General features: G+C 64.0%; 8 protein-coding genes. 3 read left to right on the forward strand and 5 right to left on the reverse strand.

Annotated features, from left to right (window positions below; translation table 11 throughout):
* Positions 1-243 precede the first annotated feature (243 nt).
* Together CKO27_RS22230 and CKO27_RS22235 are read right to left on the reverse strand one after the other, a co-directional pair.
* Positions 244-843 carry a L,D-transpeptidase family protein gene (locus CKO27_RS22230; protein ID WP_200377111.1) on the reverse strand — a complete coding sequence of 200 codons (600 nt, stop codon included), beginning with the start codon at positions 841-843 and terminating at the stop codon, positions 244-246.
* Between the two features lie 101 nt (positions 844-944).
* A complete protein-coding gene (locus CKO27_RS22235; protein WP_200377112.1) occupies positions 945-2,141 on the reverse strand; it encodes a class I SAM-dependent rRNA methyltransferase in 1,197 nt (398 codons plus the stop codon).
* Between the two features lie 238 nt (positions 2,142-2,379).
* Between CKO27_RS22235 and CKO27_RS22240 the strand changes: the two genes are divergently transcribed.
* The gene (locus tag CKO27_RS22240) at positions 2,380-4,434 is read left to right on the forward strand and encodes a thioredoxin domain-containing protein (protein ID WP_200377113.1); all 2,055 of its coding nucleotides are present in this window, start codon (positions 2,380-2,382) and stop codon (positions 4,432-4,434) included.
* Between the two features lie 36 nt (positions 4,435-4,470).
* On the opposite strand, the gene CKO27_RS22245 is transcribed toward CKO27_RS22240, so the two are convergent.
* Positions 4,471-4,962: a methyltransferase family protein gene (locus CKO27_RS22245; protein ID WP_200377114.1), complete on the reverse strand. Its 492-nt coding sequence runs from the start codon at positions 4,960-4,962 to the stop codon at positions 4,471-4,473.
* Between the two features lie 270 nt (positions 4,963-5,232).
* Here CKO27_RS22245 and CKO27_RS22250 point away from each other — a divergent pair, with 270 nt between their 5' ends.
* Entirely contained in the window at positions 5,233-8,313 is a 3,081-nt protein-coding gene (locus CKO27_RS22250) for a hypothetical protein (protein WP_200377115.1), read from the forward strand.
* Between the two features lie 37 nt (positions 8,314-8,350).
* Here the strand turns inward: CKO27_RS22250 and CKO27_RS22255 are convergent, their stop codons facing one another.
* Both CKO27_RS22255 and tnpC read right to left on the reverse strand, forming a co-directional pair.
* Positions 8,351-8,866 (reverse strand): retropepsin-like aspartic protease, encoded by a 516-nt coding sequence (locus tag CKO27_RS22255; RefSeq protein WP_200377116.1) that lies wholly within the window; start codon positions 8,864-8,866, stop codon positions 8,351-8,353.
* Between the two features lie 470 nt (positions 8,867-9,336).
* Positions 9,337-10,671 (reverse strand): IS66 family transposase, encoded by a 1,335-nt coding sequence (gene tnpC, locus CKO27_RS22260; protein ID WP_200377117.1) that lies wholly within the window; start codon positions 10,669-10,671, stop codon positions 9,337-9,339.
* 277 nt (positions 10,672-10,948) lie between these two features.
* Between tnpC and tnpA the strand changes: the two genes are divergently transcribed.
* Entirely contained in the window at positions 10,949-11,383 is a 435-nt protein-coding gene (gene tnpA, locus CKO27_RS22265) for an IS200/IS605 family transposase (RefSeq protein ID WP_200377118.1), read from the forward strand.
* Positions 11,384-11,608 lie beyond the last annotated feature (225 nt).

Raw genomic sequence — 11,608 nt, forward strand, 5'->3', positions numbered from 1 at the left:
CGCGAATTCCATCAGGGCACGAGGGTCGGCGACGACACCTCAAGATGCCGGATATATGGCTGCAACGTCCCTTCTGTCAGAAACAGCGGTTTTCCTCTTGCATCGCGGGGCGGACCATATATGGGCAAGGCCACTGGGATGATTGGGGATGCCGGGTTGGTCGGGCGTGCCCATCTTCCAGGCGGAGCGTACAGGATGGGCAGGCTTCGCTTGGCCCATCCCGCAGGGGGAGAAAGCCGACGCTCAAGGCACGATCTGAATCGGCGTTCCGTCGCGCACCAGACGCCAGATCTCGTCCATCTCATGGTTCTGCACGGCGATGCATCCCTGCGTCCAGTCGCGGTTTGCGTATTGGCGACGCATGCCTTCGGACTGGATGTAGTTGGGTAGACCGTGAATCATGATCATGCCGCCGGGGTTGTATCCAAGCTGGCGGCTGGTCGCGCGATCCTTCTGGCTGGGGTAGGAGACGTGGATGGCCTTGTAGTAATTGCTGTTCGGATTGCGCCAGTTGAGCTGATAGCTTCCCTCGGGGGTGCGCTGGTCGCCTTCGCGATATTTGTGGCCGACCGGCGAGCCGCCGAGCGCCACGCGATACTGGCGCACCACGTTGCCGCCGCTGACGAGTTCAAGCTGACGCTGTGATTTCTTCACCACGACCCTGTCGACCGGACCGATCCGCTTGGCGGTGGTCGGCGGCGGGGAGGTGGCGCAACCGGCCAGACCGAGGATCCCGGCCAGGCTGAGCGCGAGACAAGCGCCCGTCACGGACAGGCGATTGGTCCTGGCCGAGCCAGGAGTGGTTTGGAGGGTGCCGGGGGTTCGCGGCCTGTCGGAGTGCATGGTACTTAAATCCTGAATACGGGGGTTTTACGCGCTGAACAAAGCTCATCGTCGATCCCGGAAAGTTTATGTAACCGCATGAGCAAAATCCATCTTCAACATCAGAGTCCAGGCAGCACGCGCAGGAACAGCGTCTTGAGATAAGCGGTCTCCGGGATCGCGGGCTGGACGGGATGATCCGGACCCTGCTGGCCCGTTTCGAGCAGTTGGAGTCCGCGCCCGGCGCGCTGTCCCGCCAGTTGCACCGCGCGCAGAAAGGCGTCCCGGCTCATGTGGAAGGAGCAGGAGGAGGTCACCAGCAGCCCGCCCGGCTCCAGCACCTCCATCCCGAGACGGTTGAGCCGCTGATAGGCCTGGGCGCCGTCCTTCTCGTCCTTGCGGCGTTTGATGAAGGCCGGCGGATCCAGGATGACGGTGTCGAAGCGGCGGCCCTGGTCGCGCAGTTCGCGCAGCACCTCGAAGGCATCGCCGCGCAGATGATTCACGCGCGTGTCCAGTTTGTTGCGGGCGGCGTTGTCCGCGACCCGCTCCAGGGCGGTGGGCGAGGAGTCGACGCAGGTCACCTCCGTGGCGCCCAGCGCGGCCGCGCGCAGTCCCCAGGCACCGATGTAGCTACAGACGTCCAGCACGCGCTCGCCCACGCCATAGCGCGCCAGACGGGCACGGTTCTCGGCCTGGTCGAAGAACCAGCCGGTCTTCTGTCCGGTCAGCGGTGAGATGGTGAATTCGAGTCCCTGTTCGGTCAGGGTCAACTCATCGGTTGGATCCCCCAGGACCGACTCCACGCCCTGCTCCAGTCCTTCCAGCTCGCGCACGGACATGTCGTTGCGCAGCACGATCGCCTTCGGGCGGATGACCTGCTCCAGGGCGGCCAGGATCTCGCCGCGCGCGCGCTCCATGCCGGCGGTCGTGATCTGAACGGCCAGCAGATCACCGTAACGGTCGACGATCAGCCCCGGAAGGCCATCGCTCTCGCCAAAGACGAGACGGTAGAAGGGTTGGGAATAGAGCCGCTCGCGCAGACTCAGGGCGTCGTGGATGCGTTGAAGCCAGAGGGCTGGGCTGAGCGGATGGTTGCGGTCGCGGCTCACGATGCGGGCGCAGATGAGCGAGTGCGGATTGACGTAGCCGTGCCCGATCCAGCGTTCCTGACGACTCAGGATCTCGACTGGCTGGCCTGGTTCCAGATTTTTCAATGGGGTCGCCTGGGTGTCGACCTCGTTGCTGTAGATCCAGCAGTGGCCGGCGACCAGGCGCCGTTCCTGGTCCTTGCGCAGGAGGAGTGGTTGAGTCTTCATGGTGGATTCTCGATCAGGGTGAATGCGGTCGTCGTGAGCCTGCGAAGACTATCAGAAGCGGATCCGGATGACGTCGCCATGGAAACCGCCCGCGCGGGAACCCACCATCCAAACCTATCGACCAGGATAGACCGCCGCGCCGCGGTTGAGTGTCCTTGAAGCCTCGAAAAATTCGCGAGCCCCCCGCGTTTGCAACCCCTGGCTCGCCACATCCGGTCAAGACAGCGAGGTACCCGCCATGTCCACGCCTTCCCCGATCACGCGGACCAATCGACTGGCCGCGACCACCAGTCCCTACCTCCAGCAACACGCCCACAACCCGGTCGATTGGTGGCCCTGGTGCGAGGAGGCGTTGGCGCTGGCCAGCGCGCTGGACCGGCCGATCCTGCTCTCGATCGGCTATTCGGCCTGTCACTGGTGCCATGTCATGGCCCACGAGTCCTTCGAGGATCCCGCGACCGCCGAGCTGATGAACCGGCTCTTCATCAATATCAAGGTGGATCGGGAAGAGCGGCCGGATCTGGACCGGGTCTACCAGACCGCGCACCAGTTGTTGAGCCAGCACGCCGGCGGTTGGCCGCTGACGGTCTTTCTGATGCCGGACGATCACAAGCCATTTTTCGCCGGCACCTATTTCCCACGCGAGTCACGCCATGGGCTGCCGTCCTTCGCCCAGTTGCTGGTCAGCGTGGAGCGCGCCTATCGCGAGCAGGGCGACGCCATCCGGGCTCAAAACCAGGGATTCATGGAGGCGCTGGCGGAGCTGGAGCCCAAGGCTGGCCAGCACCCGCCCGAGGCCGCGTGGCTGGACGCGGCCTTTCAGGCGTTGGTCAGCGATTTCGACGCCGAGCATGGCGGTTTCGGAGGCGCCCCCAAGTTTCCGCACACGACCGATCTGGAGTTTCTATTGAGGCGTCACGCCGCCCTCGCGAGCGCCGGGACGGCGGATCCGCGACCGCTCGGGATGGCGTCCCGAACCTTGGAACGCATGATTCGGGGAGGCTTGACCGACCAGCTCGGCGGTGGCTTCTGTCGCTACTCGGTGGACGATCAATGGATGATCCCGCACTTCGAGAAGATGCTTTATGACAATGGACCCTTGCTGGCGCTCTGTTGCGACGCCCATGCCGCGACCGGAGAGGCTCTGTTCCGCGACGCGGCCGAGGCCACCGCGGACTGGGTGATCCGCGAGATGCAGTCCCCCGAGGGCGGCTATTACTCGACCCTGGATGCCGACAGCGAAGGCCATGAGGGTACGTTCTACGTCTGGGACCGGGAGGAGATCCGCTCGCTCCTGAGCGCGGCGGAGTACGCGGTCCTCGCGGCGGTTCTGGGTCTGGACCGACCGCCGAATTTCGAGGGACGCTGGCATCTGCATGGTTACCGAACGCCCGAGCAGATCGCGGAGGATCAGGGCCTGGATCTCGCCCAGGTCCAGTCCTTGCTGGAGACCGCCCGAGCGGCCCTCTTCACCCATCGCGAGCATCGGATCCATCCGGGTCGGGACGAGAAGATCCTGACCGCCTGGAATGCCCTCATGATCAAAGGGATGGCACGCGCCGCGCGGGTGCTCGATCGCCCCGACTATCTGGAATCGGCCGAGCAGGCGTCGCGCTTCATCCGCTCGACCCTGTGGCGCGATGGCCGATTGCTCGCCACCTACAAGGATGGCGTCGCCCATCTCAATGCCTATCTGGACGATTACGCGAATCTTCTGGACGCCTTGCTGGAACTGCTCCAAACCCGTTGGTCGGGATCGGATCTGGCGTTCGCCATCGCGCTGGCCGAGGTTCTGCTGGATGAATTCCACGATAGCGAGCAGGGCGGATTCTGGTTCACGGGTCGCTCGCACGAGCCACTCATCCATCGCGCCAAACCCCTCGGCGACGACTCCATGCCGTCGGGCAACGGCGTGGCCGCGCACGCCTTGCAGCGTCTGGGTCACCTCATCGGCGAGCCGCGCTATCTCGACGCCGCCGCCGGCACCCTCAAGCTCGCGGCCGACGCCATCCGGCGGATGCCCCATGCCCACGCCAGCCTCCTGTTCGCGCTCGACGAGTATCTGGATCCGCCCGAGACCCTGGTCATCCGCGCCGCCGACGACCGACTGGAGACCTGGGCGCGACAGACCCAGCAGGGATACCGGCCACGGCGACTCGTCCTCGCCATTCCCGCCTCGGCCGAGAGCTTGCCGGGATCGCTGGCGGCCATGGTCGCCGGGGAGCGGCCCCGGATCTATCGCTGTCGGGGCACCCATTGCGAGCCCCCGGTGGAATCGCCGGGAGACCTCTAGCGGCGCGACCTTGACTCGGTCGATCCCGACCAGGGATCAATAGATCCAGGGAACAAACTTGCGTACCTGGAGGGCATAGTCCGCGTATTCCGGGTGGCGCTCGGTCAGCCAGCCTTCTTCCTTGCCGGCCTTGTAATCGAAGAAGAAAAAAGCGATCACGAGGATCAGGAGATGGGGGAGACTCAGGGTGAAGAGCGTCCATCCGAGGGCGGCGAAAAGCTGGCTGGCGTAGAGCGGATGGCGCACCCAGGCGTAGACGCCATGCCGGACCAGTTGGTTGTGGTCGACGGGATAGGGCAGGGGGGTGAGATAGTCGCGGATGTGAATCGAGCCCAGGGCACCGAGCAGGAGCGCGATGGTCCCGAGGCCGATGAGCAAGATCCAGCGCGGAACCGCCAGGGCGTCCAGGAGTCCGGCGGTCGCGAGCGGATTCCAGGAGGGGGTCAGAATGAAGGCGAAGAAGAGGACGAATTGCAGCACGACGAGATATTCGCCGCGTTTGCCCTTTAGGAAGGAGGCGCTTGACATGAATGGTTCCTCGCTGCGGCTGTCGGCGCGCCGGCTGGCGCTGGGGTTGGTTATGGGATCGAGGCGATTGGCCGGCTCAGTTTAAATCAAGCGGCCAAGGAAACAGACGCCAGTCCTGTTCGAGCCGCGCGCTCCCGGCTAGAAACCCGGATGACTTTCATCCTGGCGGGGTATAGCGTAGATGCGCCGAGGCGCCGGGCCTCCATCGGCTGTTTATCGTGGGATGCCGAGCGGACTCGATGGCGCGTTCCATAGCCGAGGATCGCCCGCATGTCCATCCAACTCCTGGACGATTTCCAAGAACCGACCGGCTGGTCCGCCATGGCGTGCGGACAGGGACGATTGCGGATCCGCCCGGACAACGGCCCGAGCGCCTCGGCCATGCGACTGGATTTCGCTCTCGGTGACGCGGGTGGACGCTTGGTCGCGCGCAGGCCGCTGCGTCGATCCTTGCCCGCCAGCTTCGCCCTGATGATGGAAATCAGGGCCGAGGCTTCCGCCAGCGGCTTCGAGTTCAGACTGCTGGGGGCGGGCGGGGAGAATCTCTGGTGGTTTCGCGATGAGTCCTTCGACTTCGACTCGGGTTGGCGCCTGTTGCGCATCGACAGCCGGGACATCCGGTTTGGCGAGGGTCCGGCCGGCGGCGGCGTCCCCGTCGAGATCGAGGCGGTCGAGATCGCGATCACCGCCCGCCCCGGCGGTCACGGCTGTCTGTGGGTCGCGGATCTGCGGCTGGAGGACCGCACCCTCGCCGCGCCCTTGGCGCGGGCCTCGGGCGCCTGCCCTGGCGAGGAGGCCGGGCGTGTCCTGGACGCCAATCCAACGACCTCCTGGCGCGCCGACCGGTTGCCGGCCTGGGTGGAGCTGGATTTTCAGGAGATCGGTGACCACGGTGGATTGATCCTGCATTGGGATCGAGACGCGCCGCGCGCCTTCCGGGTTCTGACGAGCGGGGACGGAAGCGACTGGTCGTGCGTCTATTCCGCGCCACGCTCCGTCGGCTTCAGGAGCTACGTCTATCTGCCGAATGGCCTGGCGCGTTTTCTGCGCCTGGCGCTCGATGGACCGGCGGACGCGCCGGTTCCTGGGCTGGTGGACCTGGAGGTTCTGCACGAGTCCGCTGCCCGTTCGATCGACGAGTTCTTTCATCGCCAGGCGGAAGACTGGCCCATCGGACGTTTCCCGCGCTGGCTCTATCGCGAGCAGAGCTACTGGACCGTGGTCGGTATGCCGGGCGGGTGCGCGCCAGCCCTCTTCAACGAGGAAGGTCTGGTCGAGGTGGAGCGCGCCGGATACGCGATCGAGCCGCTCCTGATGGTCGACGGCGCCTTGGTGACCTGGGCCGATTGCACCATTCGACAGGGGTTGGCGAATCCTCCCCTGCCGATTCCCGAATCCTTCTGGATCTGGGGCAGCCTAGCCCTTTCGGTGACCGCCTTTTCCGTGGGGCCATCGGGGCGTGCCGCCCTCTATCTGCGCTATCGGCTGGAGAATCACGGCTCGCTGGCCCGCTCGGTCGCTCTTTACGTCGCGGTTCGGCCCTTCCAGGTGTCGCCGCCCTGGCAGGGCGCGCGCGATGTCGGCGGCGCGCGGCGCATCCGGCGGATCGGCTATCGCAACGGCTCGGTGCGGGTCAATGGCCGCTTGGCGCTCAGGCCGCTATCCGCGCCATCCGGCTTCGGCGCGGCCACCTTCGACGAGGGATCCATCACCGAATTCATCGCCGCAGGCGGCTTGCCCCCGGCGCGCGAGGTCATGGACCCCTTTGGTCATGCCTCGGCCGCGCTCTGTTTCGATCGGTCCATCGAACCTGGGGGTGTCGAGGAGATCTATTGCGCCGTGCCCCTTGGCGAACGCACCGAGGCCGATCTCCAGGAGGAGCAGGAGAGCGGCGTCCCTGGCGCGGCTCGGCTCGCGAGCGCGCTCGTGCAATGGTCGCGCGTGCTGGACGCCGTCGATTTCAAGCTGCCGGCGATCGCGCGCGATTACGCCGACGCCTGCCATGGGGCGCTGGCGCATATCCTGATCAACCGCGACGGTCCGGCGCTCCAGCCGGGTCCGCGTCATGAGGCGCGTTCCTGGATCCGGAGCGGCGCCGTCATGGCCGCGGCCCTGTCGCGGTTCGGGCGTGTCCCTGAGGTCGGCGACTACATTCGCTGGTACGCGCGCTTCCAGTCGCCCGATGGCCATGTCCCCGGTTGCGTGGACAGCCAGGGCGCGGACTGGCGGCCGGAGTACGACAGCCAGGGCCAGTTCGTTTTCATCGTCGCGGATTATCTGAGGTTCTCGGGGGATCTCGCCCTGGCGCGCGAACTCTGGCCGGCCGTGCTCAAGGCCGTCGGCTATCTGGAGCAACTGCGGGCCGATCGCTTGACGCCCTATTTCCGAACGCCGGAGCGTCGCGCCTGCTTCGGGCTGCTGCCGGAATCCGTCCGCCGGGATGGCGAGGCGCCGCGTGTCGCGCATCTCTACCGGGACGACTTCTGGGCCTTGCGCGGGTTCAAGGATGCCGTCGAACTGGCCGAGGCGCTCGGTGATCTTCCGCAAGCCGCTCGGCTCGCGGTGCTGCTGGAGGAATTCCGCGTCTGTCTTCATGTCTCGATCACGCGCACCATGGACGCGCAGGGGATCGATTACCTGCCGGCCTCGGTCGAGGGGGCGGAACTCGACCCGACGGCCACGGCCAGCGCCCTGACCCTGATCGACGAGGCGCATCGACTCCCCGTCCCGGCGCTGCATCGCACCTTCGACCGCTTCATGGAGGCGTTCCGGGAGCGCCATGGCGCCAACCCGACGCCCTGGACACATTACAGCGCCCTGGACATGCGCGTCATCGGCGCCCTGGTGCGGTTGGGACGGCGCGACGAGGCGCACGAGCTGGCCTGTTTCTTCCTCGACGAGCGGCGTCCGGTCGCCTGGAATCAGTGGCCCGGCCTCACCTGGCGCGACCCCAGGGCGCCGGCTGACCAGGGCGATCTGCCCCACGCGGGGATCGGCGCCGAGTATTGTCTCGCCTTCCGCGATTGTCTGGCCTATGAGCGCGAATCCGATCGTTCGCTGGTGGTGGCGGCCGGGATCCCCTCGGAATGGCTCGATGCCGGCGAGGTCGTGATCACCGGTCTGCCGACCCATTACGGCACGCTGGATCTGACGCTGAGGGCGCTGGGTGAGGACAGGATCCTGATCCGACTCGGCGGCGAGCTCCGGATCCCGCCCGGAGGGATCCAGATCGCCCCCCCGATGGCCGAGCCACTGATGGAGGTCCGGGTGAACGGCGCCCCCTCCAGGGATTTCAACGCCACCGAGGCGCGTGTGCGGGTGCTGCCGGCCGAGGTCGAGGTTTGCTGGTGAGCCGGCCGGACGGACGGCCGTTCGTCGGGGCGATCGATCAGTCGACGGCGGCCAGGGCCGCCGCTGGGGAGGCCAGTCTGGCGACCGATGCCTGGCAGTGACTGAGCACCAGCGAGGGTGGATCCACCGAGAAGATGAAGGGGGCGGCCTTGCGCAGGGCGCTCAGGCCCAGGATCTGGCGCGCGTCGCCGGGGAACACGGCGGCCTGCACGTTCTGGAGCAGACAGTGGCCGCCGATATTCAGCCCATCGATGGCATAGACCGGAACCACCAGCTCGCTGCCGTTGGCCAGTACGCCCTGGAGTTGCTTGACGAAGCGGGCGCGGCCCTCGCGCTTGAGCACCTTGAGGGTGTTCTCGTTGATGGTGACGTAGCCCGATCCGGTATCCACCATGAGTTCCGTGTCGCCAAAGCCCTGGATGTGGGCGGGAACATAAAAGGTCGCCGCTGACTTCTCCCGCATGGCGACGCGGGTGCCGAATTCCTCGGCCCAGGCCGGGTTCTGGGACAGCGTGAGTACGGCCAGGAGCGCGATCAAGAGTTTCGGTCGCATGGGACGGATGCCCTCGTGGTGGGCCGGGAAGGGGTTTCGCGGCGCGATGGAACGGAACTCCTCGGCTCACCGCGCCGCGGATCGGTTTCTAACTTACCCGAGCCTGTGCGATCGAAACTGCGTGTCGCGTCACATCCGCGACGGGGGTAGTGCCCTTCTCTATATGATTTCACAGATGGTAACTATTCAGGTCGCCAGACGCCGTTATGCCAACCGTGGCATCGGGGGCTGTCCCTGAAACGTCATCACCAGGGCCTGATAGAGGTCGACCGACGGCTTGCGCAGCGTCGAAAGATAGGAGCGAACCGTGGCGAACGCCTCGGCGCCCTCGGCGGAACGGAAACAGCCTGAGAGACTGTAAAGGAATCTACTCTTAGAAAATCAGTAGGTTGTCGTGAGGAGAGCCCCGGGAAAGGCCGGGAAGGCGAAGTTTCATCATGGAAATTCTTCCAAAATCAATCTGTTAGTTTCTATACAGTCTTTGAGACCTTTTGTTTGAGCTTGGGCATGCGCAGATCGCGCTCGGCGAGGTTGTTATCGAAGGGAACGCGCAGGTCGGTAACGAAGCGCCGCACGCCCTCGCGCTGCGTGCGCAGTCGCGCGATGAGATTGAAGGCGGGCGTCTGCTTGACCTGCCGTCGGCGGCCCGGCGGCGGTCGGCGGCGGGGATGGAAACAGGCGGCGTCGGCGAGGATGCCATCGTAACGGGCGAAGAGATCCTCGATCATGAGGCTGGACAGGGCCGCGAAACCGGCCGCCCGTGCCGCGAGGGTGGTGTCATTGGCCTCGCACAGCAGCGCGATCAGGCGCTTCGGCCAAGAGAGGACGGGGTCGGCCTCGGCGATGGCGATCAACTCGCGCAGATGGTGCGCGTTGCAGAAGGCATGCTCGGCGGCGCTACTCAGATAGGCCCGCCAGTGGTCATGGACCAGGATCCCGCGAAAGTTGGCCAGCAGCCCGATCGCCGTCAGCGCCTCGGCGCCGCGCTTGGCGTGGATGGCGTAGAAGGTCAAGGCGGTGGTGCACAGCACATGCCGCCAGTGCAGGGCACCAGCCACGCGCATCCCGGTTTCGTCGGCATGGGCGACGGCGCTTCGTACCACAGCCTGGCCGATGGCGGCCACCGGCGCGGACAGACGGGCGGCCGCGTCCCGTCCCATGGCGTAGAGCGTCGCGGGGGAGCGCGCGATGCCGGCCAAGCTCCCGAGCAACTCGGCGGTGCGCGCGTCAGGCAGTTGCTGATAATGGGTTAAGTAGACCGCCAAGGCCGACAGCCCCGGTCCATCCTGCACCGGCGCCGTCACCTCCTCGGGGAAGACGCTGCGATGGACCTGACCGCAGACACACAGGCCCGTCACCGTCCGATATTCGGTGACCTCGCGGCGCACCACGAGGTCGATCACCTGGCGCCGTTCGGGCGAAACGTCGACGGCGATCGCGCGCGCGTCACGCCCGCAGGCGCAACGCCCGCTCAAGGGCATCACCACGGTCTGCTCCGGAGCATCGACCAGCGCACGGGTGGCGCCCGGATGGTCCTTCTGACCGCCCGGCTTCTTGCCGCTGCGCGTGCGTCGGGAGCGCGGGGGTGGTTTCTTGAACGGCGGATCCGAGGACGGGGGTTTGCTGGAGTTGTGGCTGTCTTTGGCCAGACGGGTTTCGAGGGCTTGGAGGCGTTCGAGCAGTTGGACAATCTGCGCGGCCTGCGCTGCAACTTGGGCACGTAACGCCGCGTTCTCCGCCCGCAAACGCCCCAATTCGGCGTCTTTGCTTTCCGGACCAGCGGTGGCGGGAAGTGACTCCGGCATGAGAGAAATTTACCGGTCGAGCCGATTGGTTGGCAAGTGGTCCTGAATAGTTACCACAGATGAGCCTGAGCTGAGAGAGCGCTATTATAAGGCCAACAATATATCCAGAATCACGATCCTTTGCTATCCAAACCCATTGCTTTTATTTCTTTTTCAGTGCAAATGACCAAAGTTCATCGCACTCGACGATTAGCCGAGGTAGTCCTCTACTTTATTGTATCAATTCGTTAGTAAAAACTATGCACTTTAGTGCAAGACTTTTAGTATACTCTCATTTATGAGGTCTTACAGAAAGGCATCGCACGCTGTTCATGACTTGAAAGTCCACCTGATTTGGATTACGAAATACCGATACAAAGTATTGACGAAAGATATTGGTTTGCGTATTCGGGATCTGATTCGTCAAGTCTGCGACCAAAACGATATTCAAATTATCAAATGCCGAGTCAATAAAGATCATGTTCACTTATACATATCCTATCCTCCAAAACTGTCGGTAAGCGATATTGTTCGATTATGTAAGGGTCGATCATCAAGGAAAATACAAGAAGAATTTTCGCAGCTTGGGAAAATCTATTGGGGTAAACATTTCTGGGGGATTGGGTATGCCTCTTTTAGTTCGGGTCATGTGACGGATGAGATGATACAGGAGTATTTGGAAAATCATGGTCAACACCCGAATCACAATGACGACGAGTTCGTGGTGGAATGACTTTCAGTCATCGGCTTTAAGAGGATGTCTAAAAACTAAACCCTTGATTTCAAAGAGCCTGGCACCATAAAATCCGCCAAATCTATACAAAATACGGATTCTAATTCGCGGATTATGATGACTTCAGACCTGGAAAAATGGCCTTTGAGATATCCGAGCGACCTTTCCGATGAAGAATGGGAAGTCCTTCGGCCAATCTTTGACGAACTTGAACCTTATAAGACT

It is taken from the genome of Thiocystis violacea (genome assembly GCF_016583575.1).
GTDB lineage: Bacteria > Pseudomonadota > Gammaproteobacteria > Chromatiales > Chromatiaceae > Thiocystis > Thiocystis violacea.

What these genes read in the sequence shown, in the direction of transcription:
- CKO27_RS22230 (WP_200377111.1), bottom strand. Translation starts at nt 843, where the DNA reads ATGCACTCCGACAGGCCGCGAACCCCCGGCACCCTCCAAACCACTCCT.
- CKO27_RS22235 (WP_200377112.1), bottom strand. Translation starts at nt 2,141, where the DNA reads ATGAAGACTCAACCACTCCTCCTGCGCAAGGACCAGGAACGGCGCCTG.
- CKO27_RS22240 (WP_200377113.1), top strand. Translation starts at nt 2,380, where the DNA reads ATGTCCACGCCTTCCCCGATCACGCGGACCAATCGACTGGCCGCGACC.
- CKO27_RS22245 (WP_200377114.1), bottom strand. Translation starts at nt 4,962, where the DNA reads ATGTCAAGCGCCTCCTTCCTAAAGGGCAAACGCGGCGAATATCTCGTC.
- CKO27_RS22250 (WP_200377115.1), top strand. Translation starts at nt 5,233, where the DNA reads ATGTCCATCCAACTCCTGGACGATTTCCAAGAACCGACCGGCTGGTCC.
- CKO27_RS22255 (WP_200377116.1), bottom strand. Translation starts at nt 8,866, where the DNA reads ATGCGACCGAAACTCTTGATCGCGCTCCTGGCCGTACTCACGCTGTCC.
- tnpC (WP_200377117.1), bottom strand. Translation starts at nt 10,671, where the DNA reads ATGCCGGAGTCACTTCCCGCCACCGCTGGTCCGGAAAGCAAAGACGCC.
- tnpA (WP_200377118.1), top strand. Translation starts at nt 10,949, where the DNA reads ATGAGGTCTTACAGAAAGGCATCGCACGCTGTTCATGACTTGAAAGTC.